Source organism: Streptomyces sp. NPDC045022, from assembly GCF_056432605.1.
This window is the reverse complement of sequence record NZ_JBWKIR010000005.1, coordinates 99,607-118,329: the sequence shown is the minus strand read 5'-3', so window position 1 is coordinate 118,329 and position 18,723 is coordinate 99,607. Positions and strand designations below refer to the sequence as shown.

At 71.4% G+C, this 18,723-nt stretch carries 21 protein-coding genes and 1 pseudogene; 6 read left to right on the top strand and 16 right to left on the bottom strand.

Features of this window, described 5'->3' with window-relative positions; all coding sequences use genetic code 11:
- Positions 1 to 35: 35 nt before the first annotated feature.
- Positions 36 to 665 (top strand): class I SAM-dependent methyltransferase, encoded by a 630-nt coding sequence (locus tag AC07C1_RS11705; RefSeq protein ID WP_478938529.1) that lies wholly within the window; start codon positions 36 to 38, stop codon positions 663 to 665.
- Here AC07C1_RS11705 and AC07C1_RS11700 read toward each other — a convergent pair.
- Positions 624 to 878 carry a DUF397 domain-containing protein gene (locus AC07C1_RS11700; RefSeq protein ID WP_478938528.1) on the bottom strand — a complete coding sequence of 85 codons (255 nt, stop codon included), beginning with the start codon at positions 876 to 878 and terminating at the stop codon, positions 624 to 626. The genes AC07C1_RS11705 and AC07C1_RS11700 overlap by 42 nt on opposite strands.
- Positions 875 to 1,729 (bottom strand): helix-turn-helix domain-containing protein, encoded by an 855-nt coding sequence (locus AC07C1_RS11695; RefSeq protein ID WP_478938730.1) that lies wholly within the window; start codon positions 1,727 to 1,729, stop codon positions 875 to 877. Before AC07C1_RS11695 ends, AC07C1_RS11700 begins: the two co-directional genes overlap by 4 nt.
- Before the next feature lie 109 nt (positions 1,730 to 1,838).
- On the opposite strand from AC07C1_RS11695, the gene AC07C1_RS11690 reads away from it, so the two are divergent.
- Positions 1,839 to 2,312, top strand: coding sequence for an ATP-binding protein (locus AC07C1_RS11690; protein WP_478938527.1), 474 nt, complete (start codon positions 1,839 to 1,841; stop codon positions 2,310 to 2,312).
- Here AC07C1_RS11690 and AC07C1_RS11685 read toward each other — a convergent pair.
- The 11 genes from AC07C1_RS11685 to AC07C1_RS11635 all read right to left on the bottom strand — a co-directional run bounded on the left by AC07C1_RS11685 (position 2,263) and on the right by AC07C1_RS11635 (position 12,994).
- Positions 2,263 to 3,144: a LysR family transcriptional regulator gene (locus AC07C1_RS11685; protein WP_478938526.1), complete on the bottom strand. Its 882-nt coding sequence runs from the start codon at positions 3,142 to 3,144 to the stop codon at positions 2,263 to 2,265. The genes AC07C1_RS11690 and AC07C1_RS11685 overlap by 50 nt on opposite strands.
- Before the next feature lie 201 nt (positions 3,145 to 3,345).
- On the bottom strand, positions 3,346 to 5,304 hold the full coding sequence (locus tag AC07C1_RS11680) for an AMP-dependent synthetase/ligase (RefSeq protein ID WP_478938525.1): 1,959 nt from the start codon (positions 5,302 to 5,304) through the stop codon (positions 3,346 to 3,348).
- A 435-nt stretch (positions 5,305 to 5,739) separates the two neighbouring features.
- Positions 5,740 to 6,399 carry a TetR/AcrR family transcriptional regulator gene (locus AC07C1_RS11675; protein ID WP_478938524.1) on the bottom strand — a complete coding sequence of 220 codons (660 nt, stop codon included), beginning with the start codon at positions 6,397 to 6,399 and terminating at the stop codon, positions 5,740 to 5,742.
- Positions 6,400 to 6,446: 47 nt separating this feature from the next.
- A complete protein-coding gene (locus AC07C1_RS11670; protein ID WP_478938523.1) occupies positions 6,447 to 6,746 on the bottom strand; it encodes a DUF4229 domain-containing protein in 300 nt (99 codons plus the stop codon).
- A 99-nt stretch (positions 6,747 to 6,845) separates the two neighbouring features.
- Positions 6,846 to 7,370 carry an N-acetyltransferase family protein gene (locus AC07C1_RS11665; RefSeq protein ID WP_478938522.1) on the bottom strand — a complete coding sequence of 175 codons (525 nt, stop codon included), beginning with the start codon at positions 7,368 to 7,370 and terminating at the stop codon, positions 6,846 to 6,848.
- A 16-nt stretch (positions 7,371 to 7,386) separates the two neighbouring features.
- Positions 7,387 to 8,037, bottom strand: a complete 651-nt coding sequence (locus AC07C1_RS11660; protein WP_478938521.1) for a UdgX family uracil-DNA binding protein — start codon at positions 8,035 to 8,037, stop codon at positions 7,387 to 7,389.
- A 118-nt stretch (positions 8,038 to 8,155) separates the two neighbouring features.
- Complete coding sequence (gene mqnE / locus AC07C1_RS11655; protein ID WP_478938520.1) at positions 8,156 to 9,319, bottom strand: aminofutalosine synthase MqnE; 1,164 nt, start codon at positions 9,317 to 9,319, stop codon at positions 8,156 to 8,158.
- Between the two features lie 38 nt (positions 9,320 to 9,357).
- Entirely contained in the window at positions 9,358 to 9,813 is a 456-nt protein-coding gene (locus AC07C1_RS11650; protein WP_073901832.1) for an Lrp/AsnC family transcriptional regulator, read from the bottom strand.
- Between the two features lie 67 nt (positions 9,814 to 9,880).
- Entirely contained in the window at positions 9,881 to 10,555 is a 675-nt protein-coding gene (locus AC07C1_RS11645; RefSeq protein WP_478938519.1) for a UbiX family flavin prenyltransferase, read from the bottom strand.
- Between the two features lie 82 nt (positions 10,556 to 10,637).
- Positions 10,638 to 11,540 (bottom strand): menaquinone biosynthesis prenyltransferase MqnP, encoded by a 903-nt coding sequence (gene mqnP / locus AC07C1_RS11640; protein WP_478938518.1) that lies wholly within the window; start codon positions 11,538 to 11,540, stop codon positions 10,638 to 10,640.
- Positions 11,537 to 12,994 (bottom strand): menaquinone biosynthesis decarboxylase, encoded by a 1,458-nt coding sequence (locus AC07C1_RS11635; protein WP_478938517.1) that lies wholly within the window; start codon positions 12,992 to 12,994, stop codon positions 11,537 to 11,539. The genes mqnP and AC07C1_RS11635 overlap by 4 nt, the downstream gene beginning before the upstream one ends.
- Positions 12,995 to 13,081: 87 nt before the next feature.
- On the opposite strand from AC07C1_RS11635, the gene AC07C1_RS11630 reads away from it, so the two are divergent.
- Positions 13,082 to 13,636, top strand: coding sequence for a TlpA family protein disulfide reductase (locus AC07C1_RS11630; RefSeq protein ID WP_478938516.1), 555 nt, complete (start codon positions 13,082 to 13,084; stop codon positions 13,634 to 13,636).
- 765 nt (positions 13,637 to 14,401) lie between these two features.
- Here the strand turns inward: AC07C1_RS11630 and AC07C1_RS11625 are convergent.
- Complete coding sequence (locus tag AC07C1_RS11625; RefSeq protein WP_478938515.1) at positions 14,402 to 14,890, bottom strand: DUF3515 family protein; 489 nt, start codon at positions 14,888 to 14,890, stop codon at positions 14,402 to 14,404.
- Positions 14,891 to 15,072: 182 nt separating this feature from the next.
- Between AC07C1_RS11625 and AC07C1_RS11620 the strand changes: the two are divergent.
- Positions 15,073 to 15,375, top strand: a pseudogene (locus AC07C1_RS11620) (PLD nuclease N-terminal domain-containing protein); the annotation flags it as partial.
- Positions 15,376 to 15,388: 13 nt separating this feature from the next.
- The gene (locus AC07C1_RS11615; RefSeq protein WP_478938514.1) at positions 15,389 to 16,270 is read left to right on the top strand and encodes a LysR family transcriptional regulator; all 882 of its coding nucleotides are present in this window, start codon (positions 15,389 to 15,391) and stop codon (positions 16,268 to 16,270) included.
- On the opposite strand, the gene AC07C1_RS11610 is transcribed toward AC07C1_RS11615, so the two are convergent.
- Positions 16,167 to 17,114: a DMT family transporter gene (locus AC07C1_RS11610; protein WP_478938513.1), complete on the bottom strand. Its 948-nt coding sequence runs from the start codon at positions 17,112 to 17,114 to the stop codon at positions 16,167 to 16,169. The genes AC07C1_RS11615 and AC07C1_RS11610 overlap by 104 nt on opposite strands.
- Before the next feature lie 148 nt (positions 17,115 to 17,262).
- Complete coding sequence (locus tag AC07C1_RS11605) at positions 17,263 to 17,601, bottom strand: ArsR/SmtB family transcription factor (protein ID WP_478938512.1); 339 nt, start codon at positions 17,599 to 17,601, stop codon at positions 17,263 to 17,265.
- A 132-nt stretch (positions 17,602 to 17,733) separates the two neighbouring features.
- Between AC07C1_RS11605 and AC07C1_RS11600 the strand changes: the two genes are divergently transcribed.
- The gene (locus AC07C1_RS11600; protein WP_478938511.1) at positions 17,734 to 18,720 is read left to right on the top strand and encodes a quinone oxidoreductase family protein; all 987 of its coding nucleotides are present in this window, start codon (positions 17,734 to 17,736) and stop codon (positions 18,718 to 18,720) included.
- The last annotated feature ends 3 nt before the right edge of the window (positions 18,721 to 18,723 follow it).

Genomic DNA, 18,723 nt, shown 5'->3' with positions numbered 1-18,723 from the left:
GGGGGTGTCGGTGCGGCCCGCTACGGTCCCTCCCCATGACCGACACCCGCACCTTCTACGACACCATCGCCGAGGACTACGCCGAGCACTTCCGTAACCCGCTGGCCCACAGGCCGCTGGAGCGGGCGCTGCTCGGCGCGTACGCCGAACAGGCCGGCCCCGGCGGCACGGTGGCCGACCTCGGCTGCGGCCCCGGCGTGGTCACCGCTCACCTCGCCGACCTGGGCCTGTCCGTCTTCGGCCTGGATCTTTCGGAGTCCATGGTCGCCATCGCCCGCCGTGAGTATCCCGGGCTGCGGTTCGAGCAGGGCTCCATGCGGCAGTTGCCCCTGGCCGACGGTTCGCTGGCCGGGGTCGTCTCCTGGTACTCCAGCATCCACACACCTGTGGAGGAACTCCCGTCCCTGTTCGCCGAGTTCCATCGCGTACTGGCTCCCGGCGGACGGCTGCTCCTCGCCTTCCAGGTGGGTGACGTGCCGCTCCAGCTCGACCGTCCCTTCGGACGTGACGTGGTACTGCACTTCCACCGGCGCCGCCCCGAGCGGATGGCCGAGCTGTTGTCGGAGGCGGGGTTCGCCGTTCGCTCCAGCACCGTGCGTCAGCCGGAGGAGGCGCTGGGCGAATCAGTCCCGCAGGCGTTCCTTCTCGCCCAGAAGGAAGGCTGACCAGGCGGCGGGGGTGACGGTGAGGTGGGCGGCGAGGGGTTGCTTCGAGTCGCGGATGTGGATGGCGGTGGGGTGGGGGGCGACCTCCAGGCATTGGCCTCCCTCACCGTCGCTGTAGCTGGACTTCCGCCAGTTATAGGCGAGTTCGACGCACTGCCCGCCCTCTCCGCTGCTGTGACTGCTCTTGAACCAGCTCAACTGCTCTATGGTCATAGCTCTTCCAGCACCTTCTCAATCAGGGCCAGGGACTCGTGTGGGTTGAGGGCCTGCGCCCGGATGATCCCATAGCGAGCAGCGAGGATGCGGACCTCTTCTCTGTCTGTGATCAGCTTGGGGTGGCCCTGGACCTCCATGTACGCAACCTGCTCCTTCCCCTTCGGGATGAGCAAGGTGAAAGGACCGCCCAGTGATGGGTGGACCTCCCGACCCGTCGGCATCACCTGAAGCTGCACGTTCCGCATGCGGCCGATCCGCAGCAGCTGCGTTAGCTGGTCCCGTTGTACCTTCGGCCCCCCGATGGGCCGTTCCAGCACCGCTTGTTCCATGACGAAGCTGAACTCGGGCGGCGGCCACTGCTCAAAGATCTGCTGACGTGAGAGCCTGTCCGCCACGCGCTTCTCGATCGTCTCCTCGTCCAGAGGTGGGTGCCGCTGTGTGAAGACGGCACGTGAATACTCCTCGGTCTGCAACAGGCCCAGCACACCCATGGTGCTGTAGTCGTGCAGGGAGACCGCCTGCGCCTCCAACTCGGCATAACCCCGATACCACTCCGGATGCCGCGTCCGCGCCCTGGCCATCGCCTCCTCGACCTGCGGGATGACCTCCCTGAACAGCCCATCCGCCCGGAGGATCTCGTCCGCCCGCTGCAGGAACTCCGGCCTCGGCGTCCGTACCCCCCGCTCCATCGCCGAGATCTGGTCGGGGCCGTACCCCACCTGGTTTCCGAACTCCCGCTGGTTCAGCCCAGCCCGCTCCCGCATCAACTTCAACTGCTTGCCGAGTACGACGAAGACCGCTGCCGACCCGTTCGCCTCCGCCGGAGTCTCCGGCCTCCGCTCCTCCACCCACGCCACCTCCGACACCCGTACACCACACAAACCGAACCCGTACGACTACCCACAGTCGCCGGGTCTCCCCTGGTCAGCGTAGGGAGAAGTCACCACGCTCGGTGACGTGAACGTAGAAATCTCCACCCCCACAACCACCACGACCGAACTGGTCCAACGGCTCAGCGCAACGCCCCGCGGTGCCCGCCTGGCCCGTCGGCTCACCAGTACCGCGCTCGCCGCCTGGGGACACCCGCACGACGGCGATCTCAGCCACACCGCCCAGCTCGTCGTGGCCGAACTCGCCGCGAACGCCGTCACTCACGGTCGTGTCCCCGGGCGGGACTTCGAGCTGCGGCTGAGCCTGCTGCCGGAGAAGGACACCTTGCGTATCGAGGTGAGTGACGCCCGGAGCGACCGCACCCTGCGGTTCCTGGACGGGAAGCTGCTGGACGAGCACGGCCGGGGTCTCGTCGTCGTACAGGTACTCGCGACGCTCTGGGGCGTCGCGGAACGGGACGTCGGCAAGACCGTCTGGGTGGAGTTGGCGCTCAGCGCAAAGCGGCGACCGTATCCGCGAAGGCCCGCGCCGGAGGGCTGAGCGCATCCCAGCGGCGGACGGCCCAGCCGACGGGGAGCGGCCGCAGGCCGGGCAGCGGTACCAGGCGCAACGGGCCCTCGCCGGGGACCGGCAGGCCGGGTACGGCGGGCACGACCGCCCGTCCCGCTCCCAGCTCGGCGAGCAGCAGGGCCGTGTCCCAGTCGGCGACGCTCGGCTCGTACGCGAACCGCACACCGCGCTCGGCGCACGCCGCTTCGAAATGGGCCGCGGACGTGGAGTTCGGCGGGAGCCGGATGAGCCGGACGTCGGCAAGCTCCGCGGGGTCCAGGTGCGGGCGGCCTCCCAGCGGATCGTCCGCGTGGACGGCGAGCAGCCACGGCAGCTCCACGACCGTCCGCTGCTCTATGCCCCGCACCGGCGGGCCGATGGTGATCCACGCGAGGTCCAGCGTGCCGTCGGCGAGGGCGTCGAAGCTGCCGCGGCCCGAACTGACCGTGCGGAACTCCAGGTTGACCTTGGGGTGACGGCGGCGGAACGTGACGACCGCGTCGGACATGAAGTGCCGGACGGTCGTCGCGCCGGTGGCCACGCGGACGTGGCCGCTGTGGCCGTCGACCAGGTCGCGCAGTTGCCGTACGGCGAGGTCGAGGCCGTTGATGCCCTCGGCCGCGGCGGCCTCCAGTATCCGGCCGGCGTGGGTCGGTACGACACCCCGCGGCTGGCGTTCCAGCAGGGCCACGCCGGTCTCCCGCTCCAGCCGCTTGACGTGCTGGCTGACGGCGGACTGGGTGCAGCCGAGGTCGCGGGCGACCGAACTGAGGCTGCCCGCACGGCACACGGCGATGAACACGCGGAGGTCTTCCAGGGTCACAAGACCCAAGTTAACACTGGGGTTTGATAAGGAAACCCAAGGATTGACTGGCTTCTGAGGTCGTACGAGGATCGTGTTCGGGCCGTGATCGACCCCAGGCGGCAACCCGCTCCGCGCCCCGCCGAGTCCGGACGACGTGGGACCAGCGAGGAGCGGGTGCCGACCCTTGCCACGCTGCGAAGTGACCTTTGGGCCGCCCCCTCAGCGCCGGTACAGCCCCTCCACCACCGCCGTGAAGTCCCGCAGGATCTGGTCCCTGCGGAGTTTCATGGACGGGGTGAGGTGGCCGGCCGTCTCCGTGAAGTCCACCGGCAGGACCGCGAAGCGGCGGATGGACTCGGGGCGGGAGACCAGCTTGTTCGCCTCGTCCACGGCCCGCTGGAGGACCGCCGTCAACTCGGGGTCACCGACGAGGAGTTCCGGGGGCACCGGGTGCTTGCCGATCATCTGACGCCAGTGGGTGATGCCGTCGGGGTCGAGGGTGATGAGGGCGGCGACGTACGGGCGGCCGTCGCCGACGAGCATCACCTGGGAGATCAGCGGGTGCTGACGCAGCCAGTTCTCCAGCGGGGCCGGGGCCACCGACTTGCCGCCCGCCGTGATCAGCAGCTCCTTCTTGCGGCCGGTGATGGTCAGATAGCCCTCGTCGTCCAGCTCGCCTATGTCGCCCGTGGGCAGCCAGCCGTCCCGGGTCGCGGGGACGACTCCGCCGGCCTGCGGGTCCCAGTAGCCGCGCAGCACATGGTCGCCGGCGAGGAGGATCTCGCCGTCCGCCGCGATCCGTACCCGCGTGCCGGGTATCGGCCAGCCGACCGTGCCCAGGCGGGGTTTCAGGGGCGGGGTGACCGTGGACGCGCCGGTGGTCTCCGTGAGGCCGTACCCCTCGAAGATCTCGATGCCCGCGCCGGTGTAGAACGCGGCGAGGCGCCGGCCGAGGGGGGAGCCGCCGCAGATGGCGTACCGGACGCGGCCGCCCATGGCGGCCCGGATGCGGCGGTAGACGAGCGGGTCGTAGAAGGCGCGGGCTGTCTTCAGGGCGCCGCCCGGGCCGTTGCCGGTGCCGGTCTGCCGGGCCTCGACCGCCTCGCCGTAGCGCCGGGCCACGGCCGCCGCCCGGTCGAAGACGGCCACCCGGCCGCCCGTCTCCGCCTTGGCCCGCGCGGAGTTGTAGATCTTCTCCAGCATGTAGGGGATGGTCAGCAGGCAGGTGGGCTGGAAGGCGGCCAGGTCCGGGAGCAGGTCCTGCGCCGCCAGACTCGGCGCGTGGCCGAGGCGCACCCGCGCGCGGACGCAGGCGATGGCCACCATCCGGCCGAAGACGTGGGACATGGGGAGGAACAGCAGGACCGACGGTTCCTCGCCCTGGGCCTTGAAGACCGGGTGGAGGAGTTCGACGGCGTTGTCGACCTCGGCGAAGAAGTTGCCGTGCGAGAGGGCGCAGCCCTTGGGGCGGCCGGTGGTGCCGGAGGTGTAGATGAGCGTGGCGAGTGTGGCGGGGCCCAGCATGCCCCGGCGTACGGCCACCTCGCCGTCCGGTACCTGGGCGCCCGCCTCGGCGAGGCGTTCCACGTGCTCCTTGTCCATCACCCAGACGTGCCGGAGGTCGGGCAGGTGCGGCAGCTCGGGGCCGAGGGAGGAGGCCTGGTCGACGGTCTCGGTGACCAGGGCGACCGCGCCGGAGTCGTGCAGGATCCAGCGGGTCTGGAAGACGGATGAGGTGGGGTAGACGGGGACCGTGACCAGGCCGGCCGCCCAGGCGGCGAAGTCGAGCAGGGTCCACTCATAGCGGGTCCGGGCCATGACGGCGATCCGGTCGCCCGGCTGCAGCCCCTCGGCGATCAGCCCTTTGGCCACCGCGAGCACTTGTTCGGCGAATCCCGCGGCCGTCACCTCCGCCCAGCGGCCGTCGGGCAGCCGGCGGCTGAGCACGATCGCGCCGGGGGCCGCCTCGGCGTTCTCGAACGGCAGGTCGGCCAGTGAGCCATGGGTGACCGGCGCGGCGAAGGGCGGTACGGACGCCTCCCGTACGGCCCCGTCCAGCCGCCGGATCTCGGGCTCGACCAGGACGGGGCGGCCGTCGTAGTCGGTGGCGGAGACGGGGGTGCCGAAGGAGACCGGGGCGCCGGAGGAGACGGGGGCGTTCGGGTACGGGGTGGACACGGGCGGCTCCTCGGGCGTGCAGCGGTGCACTGCTTGCTGCATGACGTACGTGCCTCGCACACCGAGGCGTTCACCGACGGCGGACCGAAAAAGGGGGTTACCGGTGGTTAGCCAGGTGATCGTACGGGTCCGCCGTGAGGGGCTTGTGCGGGTTCGGGGGTGGTCCGGGGCCGGGGATGTGCAACCTCGGCGGTTATGTGACAACCACTCATGTTCGCGTTCCGGCCGGCCGGGTCACGGCCGTTCCGCCGTGAGCGTCTCCTGACGGGAAGCGGTGGCGCAGGGGCCGTCGGAGCGGGCGAACGGGATGCGCCCGCCGGGCACCGCGACCCGGTGTGCGCGGGGTGGCTCAAGGGGACTCATCCCGACCTGCCGGCAACGGCGACGCGCCCGAAGGGCGCCAGGTGTACTGACCCGCAGGGTTGTTCACGCGGGTCAGTACACCTGGGCCCCGCCCGCCGGCGGAGTCCACATCTGGCCCCGTATCAGGTCGCCCAGGCCCGCCCAGGCGAAGTTCATCAGGGTGGCCGCCGCCTGGCGGGCCGTGATGCCGGGGGTGGCGTTGGCCCAGGCGGCGAGGGACTCGGCCGCACCGACCAGCGCCTCGGCCAGTCCGGCGACCTCGCGCTCGGGCAGATCGGGGTCCCGGTGGGCCTCCCGGGCCGCGATCGCGATCAGCCGGGTCGCGAAGGCGGCGATCTCCTCGCGCATCGCGGCGACCTCGGCCGCGAAGGGCTCACCGTGGGTACGGGCCTGCAGATGGAGCACCGACCAGGCGTCCGGGTGCTCGGCGGTGTGCGCGAAGAACGCCCGCAGCCCGTCCCACAGCTGCCGGTCGGCGGGCAGGCCGGGCCGCACACCGGTGCGCACCGCCTCGGTCAGCGCGGCGGCCTCGCGGCGGATGCACGCCGTGAAGAGGTCTTCCTTGGAGTTCAGGTAGAGATACACCAACGGCTTGGACACACCGGCCAGTTCGGCGATCTCGTCCATCGACGCGGCCATGTAACCCCGCCGGCCGAAAATCCGTACGGCGGCGTCGAGCATCTGCTGCTCCCGCACCGCACGCGGCATCCGCTTGGTCCTCACGGCACCCATGGGGCAAGACTAGTTGGGGCGGGGGGCATGCGGAGCCGCGTACTCGGTCAGGAGGGCTGGCCCTGTGCGCGGGCGGTGTCGTCGACGCCGTCCTCCTGGCTGCGGTTGGCGTCCAGGTTGGCCTTGATCCGGTCGACCTTGCCGGCGACCCGCACCGAGGCCCGCTCCCGCTCCTTGCGCAGCATCACCCAGCTGAGCGGCGCCGACAGCACCAGGGCGAGCAGCAGGACCCACAGGAAGTTGGAGTCGCCGAAGCCGCGCGGGAAGATGCCGGAGTAGACGGCTCCCCAGACGACCAAGAGGCAGCCGGCGAAGATGCCGAAGCGCATCAGCGTGTAGCGGAGCATCTCAATCCACTCTTCCGTCTCGTACGGTCCGAAAACCCATATCGGGCATCGTCCAGTGAAGCACGCCGGGCCGGTGAGGCGGGCAGGGGGTGGGACGCCTCACGTGAGCGGCAGCACCATGGTGATGTCGTCGCGGTCGTCGCCGGGGGCCACCCGGATGGCGTCGGGCACCCTGCCGACCTCCTTGTAGCCGCAGGAGGCGTAGAAGTGCTCCAGACCGAGGCCGCCCCGGCAGCTGAGCCGTATCGCGTCGATGCCCTCGAAGGCGCGGGCCGCGTCCGAGGCGGCCGCCAGCAGGTCGCGACCGTATCCCTTGCCCTGGTGCCGGGGGTGGACCATCACGGTGTAGAGCCACACCCAGTGCCGCTGCAGCCGGTGCTTGTTGAAGGAGAAGAACGCGGTCGCGGCCACCTCGCCCGCCTCGTCGCGTCCGACGAGCAGCCGGTGACGGCCCTCGACCATGGCCACGAGGTGGTTCACCAGCTCCGGACGGACGTCCTCGCGGGTCACGGGTGCGACGAAGCCGACGGCTCCGCCCGCGTTGGAGACGTCCGTCCACAGGTCGAGGATGCCGTCGCGCAGGGCAGGGGTGAGGGCGGGATCCAGTGCGAAGGTAAGGGGCATGCGCGCATGTTATCTATTACGCTAGTGCTCGCGCAGCCACTTCCAGATCGGCCACCAGCCCCTGGTAGGCACCCTCGCGGTCGTCCGCCCGCAGCACGGACGACGGATGCACCGTGGGCACCAGCCGCTCCGCGCGTCCGTGGATCTCCCGCTCCAGTACGGTCCCGCGCACCTCGCCCACCCGGAACGACGAACCCAGCAGCGCCTTACCGGCCGTCGCGCCCAGCACCACGATCAGCTCGGGCTCCACGATCGCCAGCTCGGCCGCGAGCCACGGCCCGCACGCGGTCATCTCCCGCAGACTCGGCGCCTTGTGGATCCGGCGCTTGCCCGGCTCGGACCGGGTGAACTTGAAGTGCTTGACGGCGTTGGTGACGTACGCGTCCGCCGGGTCCAGGCCGGCTTCCCCCAGGGCGCGGTCGAGGAGCTTGCCCGCGGGGCCGACGAACGGCCTGCCCTGCCGGTCCTCCTGATCACCGGGCTGCTCGCCGACGAGCATCACACGCGCGCCGGCCTTGCCGGCGCCGAAGACGGTCTGGGTCGCGTCCCGGTGCAGGGGGCACCCACGGCAGCCGGCGGCGGCTTCGCGCAGGGCGGCGAGACCGGCGCCCTCGGGGACGAAGGGCTCCGCGGTGTACTGGTCCTCGGGGGCCTTGGTGCCAGGCATGCCGCCCGGGTACCCCTCGACGGTGGCGGCGAACAAGGAGGGCGCTCGGCCCGCCGCCGGCCGGTGAGACGCGCGAAGGCCGGGGCCCAGGGGGCAGGGCCCCCAGAGCCCCGTGGTGTCACACCCGCATCGGCTGCGGGGCCTCGCGGCGCGCCGGGTCGGGCCCCTCGTACTCGCGGATGATCTCGTAGCGCGTGTTCCGCTCCACCGGGCGGAAGCCGGCGTCCCGGATCAGGTCCAGCAGGTCCTCGCGGGTCAGCTTGTTCGGGGTGCCGAAGTTGTCCGCGTCGTGCGTGATCTTGTACTCGACGACCGACCCGTCCATGTCGTCGGCGCCGTGCTGGAGGGCCAGCTGGGCGGTCTGCACACCGTGCATGACCCAGAAGACCTTCACGTGCGGGACGTTGTCGAAGAGCAGACGGGAGACCGCGAAGGTCTTCAGGGCCTCCGCGCCGGTCGCCATCTGCGTCCGGGCCTGGAGCCGGTTGCGTACCTTGCCGTCCTTCATGTCCACGAAGTCGTGCTGGTAGCGCAGCGGGATGAAGACCTGGAAGCCGCCGGTCTCGTCCTGCAGTTCACGCAGCCGCAGCACGTGGTCGACACGGTGCCGGGGCTCCTCGATGTGGCCGTAGAGCATGGTGCACGGGGTCTTCAGGCCCTTCTCGTGCGCCAGGCGGTGGATACGGGACCAGTCCTCCCAGTGGGTCCGGTGGTCCACGATGTGCTGCCGGACCTCCCAGTCGAAGATCTCGGCGCCGCCGCCGGTGAGGGACTCCAGTCCCGCGTCGATCAGCTCGTCCAGGATCTCGCTCGCGCTCAGCCCGGAGATCGTCTCGAAGTGGTGGATCTCCGTGGCCGTGAAGGCCTTCAGCGAGACGTTCGGCAGGGCGGCCTTCAGCTCCCGCAGCGACCGGGGGTAGTAACGCCAGGGCAGGTTCGGATGCAGGCCGTTGACGATGTGCAGCTCGGTGAGGTTGTCCGACTCCATCGCCTTGGCGAGCTTGACGGCCTCCTCGATGCGCATCGTGTACGCGTCCTTCTCGCCCGGCTTGCGCTGGAACGAGCAGTAGGCGCAGGAGGCCGTGCACACGTTGGTCATGTTCAGGTGCCGGTTGACGTTGAAGTGCACGACGTCACCGTTCTTACGGGTCCGCACCTCGTGCGCGAGGCCACCGAGCCAGGCCAGGTCGTCCGACTCGTACAGCGCGATGCCGTCCTCGCGGGTCAGCCGCTCACCGGAGCGGACCTTCTCCTCCAGCTCGCGCTTGAGCCCGACGTCCATGCCAACACCTTTCTCCGACAGCCCGACCAACGGTATCCCTAGACCTCTTCCGGCAGCTCGCCGACCCGGTTCTCCCACTTGGTGGAGAGCACGATGGTGGTACGGGTCCGCGAGACACCCTTGGTGCCGCTCAGCCGCCGGATCGTCTTCTCCAGGCCGTCCACGTCCGTCGAGCGCACCTTGAGCATGAAGGAGTCGTCGCCGGCGATGAACCAGCAGTCCTCGATCTCCGGCAGGTCCCGCAGCCGCTGCGCCACGTCCTCGTGGTCCGCGGCGTCGGAGAGCGAGATGCCGATCAGGGCGATGACGCCGAGGCCGAGGGAGGCCGCGTTCACCGTGGCGCGGTAGCCGGTGATGACTCCGGCCGCCTCCAGCCGGTTGATGCGGTCGGTGACGCTGGGTCCCGACAGGCCGACGAGGCGCCCCAGCTCCGCGTAGGAGGCCCGGCCGTTCTCCCTCAGGGCCTGGATGAGCTGCCTGTCCACCGCGTCCATGCGATCGAAGCCTTCCGCTGAAGAGTTCCGAAGTGTGATGAGGTACTGCGCCTTGCTCCGCCGGGCTCTACTGGTCGGGCCTGCCGCCGCCCAGTCCGCCCCGCCACCGCTGGTACAGGCCGTGCCCGACGCCCGCCGCGTCCAGCACCCGCCCGGCGACGAAGTCCACCAGATCCTGGATGTGCGTGGCACCCGCGTAGAAGGCGGGCGAGGCCGGCACGACCGTCGCGCCGGCGTCGTCCAGCGCGACGAGGTGCCGCAGCGTCTGACCGTTCAAGGGGGTCTCCCGCACCGCGACGACCAGCGTCCGGCGTTCCTTCAGTGTGACGCTCGCCGCCCGCTGGAGCAGGTCCTTGGACAGGCCCAGCGCCACACCGGCCACACAGGCCGTGGAGGCGGGCACGATGAGCATCCCCTTCGCCGGGTACGACCCCGAGGACGGCCCGGCCGCGAGGTCGGCCGCGCCCCAGTACCGCACCCCGCTGACGTCCACATCGAAGGTCCCGGGCTTGCCGTCGGCACCCCGGGCCAGCCATTCCCGCAGGTCGTCCTGCCAGTGGGCGTCCCGGAACGCGATCTTCGTCTCGTCCAGCAGCGTCAGCCGCGAGGCCCGGCTGACCACCAGGTCCACCGCTTCCCCCGCCCCCAGCAGTGCCCGCAGCACAGCGGCCGCATACGGCGTACCGGAAGCTCCGGACACCCCCACGATCCAAGGCGCGCGCTGCGTTTCTCCTGCGTTCACACCTTGAGCGTACCGGCGGGTCGCCCAGGGCTCCGGCCGGGTCACGCGCCCCGGGGGCGGCGGGGAGGCGGGCCGGGGCCAGTCAGACGGTCAGACCGCGCACCAGGAGATCGAGCAGCGCGCACCCGAACAGGGCAATACCGATGAAGCCGTTGACCGAGAAGAACGCCCGGTTCAGGCGGGACAGGTCGTGCGGGCGGACGATGCGGTGCTCGTAGACGAAGGCACCCGCCACGATCGCCAGGCCCAGCCAGAAGAACGCACCGGCGTGGGTGGCCAGGGCGTACCAGACCAACAGGGCCGTCGTCACCGTGTGGCAGGCCCGCGCACCCCGGATCGCGGCCGGGATGCCGAAGCGGGCCGGGACCGACATGACGCCGATCTCGCGGTCGGTCTCGACGTCCTGGCAGGCGTAGATCAGGTCGAAGCCGCCGATCCAGACGCCCACGGCGAGGCCCAGGATCACCGCCTCCCAGGACCAGGAGCCGGAGACGGCCAGCCAGCCGCCGATGGGGCCCATGGCCTGGGCCAGCCCCAGGATGGCCTGCGGGAAGTTGGTGAAGCGTTTCCCGTAGGGGTAGACCACCATCGGGATCACCGCGACCGGCGCCAGGGCCAGGCACAGGGGGTTCAGAAGAGCCGCAGCCCCGAGGAAGACCACCAGCGCGACGAGGGCGCCCGTCCAGGCGTGCCGGACGGACATCGCGCCGGTCACGAGTTCCCGGTGGGCCGTCCGGGGGTTACGGGCGTCGATCTCGCGGTCGATGATCCGGTTGACCGCCATCGCGAACGTACGCAGGCCGACCATGCAGATCGTGACCAGCAGCAGCCGGCCCCAGTGGATGTTCTCGTCCCACTCGAACATCGCCGTGAGCGAGGCGATGTAGGCGAAGGGCAGGGCGAAGACCGAGTGCTCGATCATCACCAGGCGCAGGAACGCCTTGGCGCGTCCCGGCTGGGGGATGGCGGCGGACGCGGAACTCACAGGCCGTACTCCTTCCAGCGGCGGTCCACCAGGGCGGCCGTATCCGGGTCCGGCAGGACCATGTCCGGCCACCCGCCGTCGCGTGTGTAGCCCTCCTCCGGCCACTTCCTCGTGGCGTCGATACCCGCCTTGCCACCCCAGAACTGCTGGTAGGAGGCATGGTCGAGATGGTCGACGGGGCCTTCGACGACCGTGAGGTCGCGGGCGTAGTCCGTGTTGCCGAGGGCCCGCCAGGCGACCTCGTGCAGATCGTGGACGTCACAGTCGGCGTCCACGACCACGATCAGTTTGGTCAGGGACATCATGTGTGCCCCCCACACCGCGTGCATCACCTTCTGCGCGTGCTTCGGGTACTTCTTGTCGATCGAGACGATCGCGCAGTTGTGGAAGCCGCCGGCCTCGGGCAGGTGGTAGTCCACGATGTCCGGGACGATGATCTTCAGCAGGGGCAGGAAGAAGCGTTCCGTCGCACGGCCCAGCGGGCCGTCCTCGGTCGGGGGGCGGCCGACGACGATCGACTGGAGCAGCGGGCGCCTGCGCATGGTCACGCAGTCGATCGTGAGCGCCGGGAACGGCTCCTGCGGGGTGTAGAAGCCGGTGTGGTCGCCGAACGGGCCCTCGGGCAGCATCTCGCCCGGCTCCAGCCAGCCCTCCAGGACGACCTCGGCGTTGGCCGGGACCTGGAGCGGGACCGTCTTGCAGTCGACCATTTCGATCCGCTTGCCCGCGATGAACCCGGCGAAGAGGTACTCGTCGATGTCGCCGGGGAGCGGGGCGGTGGAGGCGTAGGTCACGGCCGGCGGGCAGCCGAAGGCGATCGCGACCGGGAGGCGCTCGCCGCGCCGTGCCGCCACCTGGTAGTGGTTCCGGCTGTCCTTGTGGATCTGCCAGTGCATGCCGATGGTGCGCTTGTCGTGGCGCTGCAGCCGGTACAGGCCCAGGTTCCGGATGCCGGTCTCGGGGTCCTTGGTGTGGGTCAGGCCCAGGTTGAAGAAGGAGCCGCCGTCCTGGGGCCAGGTGAAGAGCGCCGGGAGCCGCTCCAGGTCGACCTCGTCACCGTGCAGGACGACCTCCTGCACGGGCGCGCTGTCGGACTTCACCTTCTTCGGCGGCACGTGCGTCATCGCGCCGAGCTTGCCGAAGGCCTCACGGACGCCGACGAAGCCGTGCGGCAGCTCGGGCCGCAGCAGGCCGCCGATCTTCTCGGAGATCTCGCCGTACGACTTCAGGCCCAGCGCCTTCAGCAGCCGCCGGTCGGTGCCGAAGACGTTCATCGCGAGCGGCATCGCGGAGCCCTTGACGTTCTCGAAGAGCAGCGCCGGGCCGCCGGATTTCTGTACCCGGTCGACGATCTCCCCGACTTCCAGGTAGGGGTCGACCTCGGCCTTGATGCGCTTGAGGTCTCCCTCGCGCTCCAGCGCCCGCAGCAGGGAGCGAAGATCGTCGTAAGCCATGCGTCCCAGTATCGGCCACCTGCCGCCCGGGATCCGTCACCGGGGCGGCGCGGAAGGGCATCGGGGCGGCTGGGATACTCGTCGATCATGAGACGTCACCGTCGGCTGCCGGTTCTCGCCCTGTTGTTCGCGCTCGCCGCGTGCTCGCCCGGGCAGGAGGCGGGCGGTGCCTCCGGCTCGCCGCTGACCCGCGTTCCGGCCGCCGACCGCCGTGCCGCGCCGGACCTCGCCGGCACCACCCTCGACGGGAAGCCGGTCCGCCTCGCCGACTACCGCGGCAAGGTCGTCGTCCTCAACGTGTGGGCCTCCTGGTGTGGCCCCTGCCGTGCCGAGGCACCCGAACTCTCGCGCGCCCAGCGGCACCTGTCGGCGAAGGGCGTCCAGGTGCTGGGCGTGGACACGGATGCCGGCCGGCCCGCGGGCCTGGCGTTCCAGCGCGACCACGACCTGGCCTACCCGAGCCTGCACGACCCCGGCAGCCGGCGCCTCGCCCTGCTGCCCAGGGGGTACCGCCTCCAGACGCTGCCGTACACGCTGCTCATCGACCGGGACGGGAAGATAGCGGTCCTGTGTCTCGGCCCGCTCAAGGAGGCGGAGGTCCGTGACCTCACACGCCCGCTGTTGCGCGAGAAGACCAACTGAGCCGGCAAGCCGATGCGGGGACGCCCACTGAACTGGCACGGAGACGCCCGCTGGACCGGTGCGGGGACGCCCGCTGAGCCGGTGCGGGGACGCCCGCTGAGCCGGTGCGGGGACGCCCGCTGAGCCGGTGCGGGGACGCCCGCTGAGCCGGTGCGGGGACGCCTGCGGACCGGTGCCGGAAAGACCGTTGGAGCGGGGCTGGAAAACGCGCGGGACCGGTGCCGGGAGAGCCCGCCGGAACAGGGCCGGAACGCCCGCTGAGCGGGTACCGGAAGCCCGCCGAACCGGCGCGGGGACGCCCGCGGACCGGTCCCGGAAAGCCCGTTGGACCGGTCCCGGAAAGCCGTTGGACCGGGGCTGGAAAACGCGCGGGACCGGTGCCGGGAGAGCCCGCCGGAACAGGGCCGGGACGCCCGCTGAGCGGGTACCGGAAGCCCGCCGAACCGGCGCGGGGACGCCCGCGGACCGGTCCCGGAAAGCCCGCCGGACCGGTCCCGGAAAGCCCGCCGGACCGGTCCCGGAAAGCCCGCCGGACCGGTCCCGGAAAGCCGTTGGACCGGGGCTGGAAAACGCGCGGGACCGGTGCCGGGAGAGCCCGCCGAACAGGGCCGGGACGCCCGCTGGGCGGGTACCGGAAGCCCGCCGAACCGCTGCGGGGACGCCCGCGGAGCGGTCCCGGAAAGCCCGCCGGACCGGTGCCGGAAAGCCCGGCAGGTCGAGGCGGGGAAGCTCGGCGGGATGGTTCGGGGAGGTCCCGCTGGGCGGTCAGTGGCGGTTCAGGCAGTGGTCGTTCTGCGGCACCGGTGCGACCAGCCGGCTCAGCTCGATGAGCACGGTGTCGGTCTGCCGCACCGAGTCCGCGAGCGACACCTCCACAGCCGGCCGTCTGCCGTAGGTGACGAGGAGCCTGCGGCCGCCCTGGGAATCGGCCTCCCGCAGCACCCAGTCCACCCCGTCCACGGCGACGCACGGGTCCTTCGCCGGAGCCGGCGGAATCAGCCCGCAGCGCAGCCGCACCGCCCCGTGGCCCCACACCGCGAGCCCCTCGAAGGTGATCCGGTCGCGTCGGCTGCCGTCCAGGCGGTCCGGATAGTGGTCGGCGATCCGCGCGCACGCCGGGTCCTTCGCCAACGGGCCCTGCCGCAGGCCGAACACCGGCGAGGACAGCTCCTGGGCCACCAGTACCCCGGCGACCACCAGGCCGCCCGCGGCCACCCCGGCCGCCGCCCAGGTCCTGCGTGTCCGCATCCCCATCGTGCCTTCCCCCGTCCCCGTCCCCGTCCCCGCTCCCGCTCCCGGTCGCCGATCGGCGATCGGCGGCCGGCGGCCGGCGGCCGGCGGCCGGCGGCCGGCGATCCGGGAACAACCATCATGGCCACCCGCTACCCTGGCCCGGTCACCGGGGCCGTCTCACATCGTCGGGAGATCGCACAACCATGCTCAGGTATCTGCCGTTCCTGCTGGTCCTGGCGCTGTGGATCTACGCCTTCGTGGACTGTCTGAACACGCCCGAGGAAGAGGTGCGCCACCTGCCGAAGGTGGTGTGGGTGATCATCATCCTGCTCTTCGGCGAAGTGCTGGTCGGCCCGGTCGCCTGGCTGCTCACCGGCAAGGTGCGGCACGCTTCCGCGGGCGGCTCCACCCCGTCGCAGCGGCACCGCGACACCGCCGCCGGCTGGGTCGCCCCCGACGACAACCCCGAGTTCCTCAAGTCCCTGGAAAAGGACGACCCGAAGAACACCGACTGACCCCATGGAACTCCGCCTGCTCGTCACCTTCGAGAAGGTCGCCACGGTCCTGAGCTTCACCCGGGCGGCGGCTGGGCTGTCGTACGCGCAGTCCAGCGTGACCAGTCAGATCCGGGCGCTGGAGACCTCCCTCGGCGTCGAGCTGTTCGACCGGCTCGGCAGCCGCATCCGGCTGACCGAGGCGGGCGAGCGGCTGCTGCCCTACGCCCGGCAGATCATCGAGCTGGCCGAGGAGGCCCGGGCGGCCGTCACCGAGCCGGCGGAGCCGTCCGGCACCCTGACCGTCGGCACGATGGAGTCGCTGACCTCCTACCGGCTGCCCCCGCTGCTGGAGTACTTCCATCACCGCCACCCCAAGGTGCGGCTCGCCCTGCGGACCACCATCGGCGACGAGACCCGGCAGGCGCTGCGGCAGGGGACGTACGACGTCGGTTTCCTGATGGAGGAGGAGACCGAGCACCCTGGTCTGGACAGCGTGGTGCTGGCGGTGGAGCCGCTGGCGCTGGTCGCGGCACCCGGACACATGCCGGCCGGCGAGCCGGTGGCGACGGCCGAGCTGACCGGGCAGCCGCTGCTGGCCACCGAGCCGGGCTGCGCCTACCGGGACCTGTTCGAGCGGGAGCTGTCGGCGCTGAAGCCGGTGGAGTTCATGGAGTTCGGCACGATCGAGGCGACCAAGCGCGCGGCGGCGGCCGGCCTCGGGATCGCGTTGCTGCCCGAGGTGACGGTCGCCGCCGAACTCGCGGAGGGCTCCCTGGTACGGCTCGCGTGGGAGCCGCCGTTCACGCTTCGCACGCAGCTGGCGTGGCGGTCCGGGAAGCGGCTTCCGGCGCATGCCCGGCTGTTCGTGGAGCGGGCGCGGCGACTGGTTTCCGGGCAAGGGTGACCTTGAGGCTGGCGGTCACGATCAGCGGGACGCCCAGTGCCTGGACGAGCCCGATGTGGTGGCCGTACACCGCCCAGTCCATGACCATGGCGACGGCCGGGTAGACGAAGGCGAGTACGGCGATCTTCGCGGTGGGCAGCTGCGCGTAGGCGGCGTACATCAGGACGTACATCACTCCGGTGTGGATGAGGCCGAGTCCGACCAGCCAGCCCCAGTCGGCGCCGGTGCCCCGCATCGCGCCGAAGTCCGCGAAGGGCAGCAGCAGCGGGATGCCGACCAGGACCTGGACGAGGGCGATCAGGTGCGGCCGTACGCCGGTGATCCGCTTGGTGACCAGCGTGGACAGGCCGTACAGGAGGGCCGCCAGCAGGGCCTGGCCGACACCGGTCAGATACGTGCCGCCGCTCGCGAAGTCGCCCGGGGTGACGCCCGAGACCAGGACCAGGCCGGCGAAGGCCAGGACGATCCAGCCGACCTTGGCGGCGGTGAGGCGCTCGCGGAACAGCAGGGCGCCCAGCAGGACCACGTAGAACGGCTGGGTGTGATAGACGACCGTGGCGACCGAGATCGAGGTGTTCTCGTACGACTGGAAGAGCAGGACCCAGTTGAAGACGATGAACACGCCGCCGAGGACGGCCAGTCCGAAGGTGCGCCGCGTGAACCCGTGGCCGCGCAGCCAGCCGCGGGCGACGACGTACGAGCCCAGCGCCAGGGCGCCGAACAGGACGCGGAAGAAGACGACGTCGAAGGGGGAGGCGCCCGACTCGACGACGAAGAGGCCGAGGGTGCCGGAGAGCACCATCGCGATCGTCAGCTGGGCCGTGCCCTTGTTCTCTGGGGTCATGGCGATGACGCTATGAGCGGGCCGGGGCGCCGGTCCACGCGCCAGTGGGGCGTCCTGCCGATGCCCCCATCGGTGCCGCCGATCGGTGCAGGTCGTAGGCCGGCTCGGCGGGAGACGGCGGCCGGGCACCGCGGCACGATCTCGTCCGTCAGGGACCGTCCGGATCCGGACCGCGCAGCACGAGGTCGAGCAAGCCGGGGAAGCGTGCGTCGAACTCCGCCCGCCGCAGCCGGTTGACCCGCTTGGGTCCGGCGTCCCGCTGCTCCACCAGCCCCGCCCCGCGCAGCACGGCGAAATGGTGGCTGAGGGCGGCCTTCCCGACCGGCACGTCGAAGCTGCCGCAGCTGCGGGACCAGTCGGCGGACGCGGCCAGTTCCCTCACCAGCGCCAGGCGTACGGGATCGGCGAGGGCGGCCAGGGCGGCCTGGACGGGCACGTCGTCGGGGTGGGTGTGCTCGGGTGCGGCCCGGTGACTGGTGGCGGCCACGCTGCCCTCCTCACTGACGAGTGCTGCCGGCGGATGCCGGTGCCGGGTCGCTTGCCGACTGTTCGATGAAAACCATACACTCGCGAGTGTTCGGTTTTGATTGAACAGTCGAGTCGAGCCCAGGGGTGCGGCATGCGCGCGGTGGAGTTCCAGGAGTACGGCGAGCCCGAGGTGCTGAAGGTGGTGACGGTCGACGCGCCGGAGCCCGGGCCGGGGCAGGTGAGCATCGACGTGGCCTACGCGGGAGTGAACTTCGCGGATCTGAAGGCCCGCGCGGAGGGGTACCGGGTGCCCGGGCTGCCGTACGTCCCCGGTCTCGAGGTCTCCGGCCGAGTCCGCGCCCTCGGTGCGGGCGTGACCGGTCTGATCGCCGGCCAGGAGGTGGTGGCGCTGACGGAGGGCGGCGCGTACGCGGAGGTGGTCGTGGCCGACGCGACGACCGTCTTCCCGCTCCCGGCCGGTCTGGACCCGCGCACCGCGGCCAGCCTGCCGACGGTCCTGCCGACGGCGTACGCGCTGGTCCACTCCGTGGGCCGGCTCCAGCCCGGCGAGACACTCCTCGTGCAGGGCGCGGCGGGCGGTGTCGGCACGGCGGTCGGCCGGTTGGCGCGCGCGGCGGGCGCCGGAGCCGTGTACGGCGTGGTGTCCTCGGCCGCGAAGGCCGCCTACGCCCGGGAGCACGGCTACGACGAGGTGTTCGTCGGCGCCTTCCAGGAGCCGGTGCGGCAGGCGACCGGCGGTCGGGGAGTCGACCTGGTCCTGGACCCCGTCGGCGGCGACACCCTGCGCGCCGGGCTGGCCTCGCTGGCCGCCTTCGGGCGCCTGGTCTCCTTCGGCAACGCGAGTTCGGCCGAGCCGTGGACCGTCGGCCAGCCCGAGCTGTACCCGCTCGGCATCTCCGTCTCCGGGTTCTCCATCCTCACCCTGGCCCAGACCGACCCGGCCGCACTGCGCCGGCTGACGGAACAGGCGTTCGCGAAGGCGGCCGACGGAACGGTGACGCTGCCGGTGACGGCCGAGTTCACCCTGGAGGAGGCCGATGCGGCGCACCGGCTGATGGGGGGCCGGACCAGCACGGGCAAGCTGCTGCTGCGCGTGGGCGCGGGCACCGGGCGCTGACGG

Bases quoted from the DNA above. Each gene is read 5' to 3' on its own strand.
- AC07C1_RS11615 (WP_478938514.1), top strand. From the start codon at position 15,389: ATGGAACTCCGCCTGCTCGTCACCTTCGAGAAGGTCGCCACGGTCCTG.
- AC07C1_RS11635 (WP_478938517.1), bottom strand. From the start codon at position 12,994: ATGGCTTACGACGATCTTCGCTCCCTGCTGCGGGCGCTGGAGCGCGAG.
- AC07C1_RS11700 (WP_478938528.1), bottom strand. From the start codon at position 878: ATGACCATAGAGCAGTTGAGCTGGTTCAAGAGCAGTCACAGCAGCGGA.
- AC07C1_RS11610 (WP_478938513.1), bottom strand. From the start codon at position 17,114: ATGACCCCAGAGAACAAGGGCACGGCCCAGCTGACGATCGCGATGGTG.
- mqnE (WP_478938520.1), bottom strand. From the start codon at position 9,319: ATGGACGTCGGGCTCAAGCGCGAGCTGGAGGAGAAGGTCCGCTCCGGT.
- AC07C1_RS11630 (WP_478938516.1), top strand. From the start codon at position 13,082: ATGAGACGTCACCGTCGGCTGCCGGTTCTCGCCCTGTTGTTCGCGCTC.
- AC07C1_RS11705 (WP_478938529.1), top strand. From the start codon at position 36: ATGACCGACACCCGCACCTTCTACGACACCATCGCCGAGGACTACGCC.
- AC07C1_RS11600 (WP_478938511.1), top strand. From the start codon at position 17,734: ATGCGCGCGGTGGAGTTCCAGGAGTACGGCGAGCCCGAGGTGCTGAAG.
- AC07C1_RS11650 (WP_073901832.1), bottom strand. From the start codon at position 9,813: ATGGACGCGGTGGACAGGCAGCTCATCCAGGCCCTGAGGGAGAACGGC.
- AC07C1_RS11670 (WP_478938523.1), bottom strand. From the start codon at position 6,746: ATGCTCCGCTACACGCTGATGCGCTTCGGCATCTTCGCCGGCTGCCTC.
- AC07C1_RS11660 (WP_478938521.1), bottom strand. From the start codon at position 8,037: ATGCCTGGCACCAAGGCCCCCGAGGACCAGTACACCGCGGAGCCCTTC.
- AC07C1_RS11665 (WP_478938522.1), bottom strand. From the start codon at position 7,370: ATGCCCCTTACCTTCGCACTGGATCCCGCCCTCACCCCTGCCCTGCGC.
- AC07C1_RS11625 (WP_478938515.1), bottom strand. From the start codon at position 14,890: ATGGGGATGCGGACACGCAGGACCTGGGCGGCGGCCGGGGTGGCCGCG.
- AC07C1_RS11675 (WP_478938524.1), bottom strand. From the start codon at position 6,399: ATGGGTGCCGTGAGGACCAAGCGGATGCCGCGTGCGGTGCGGGAGCAG.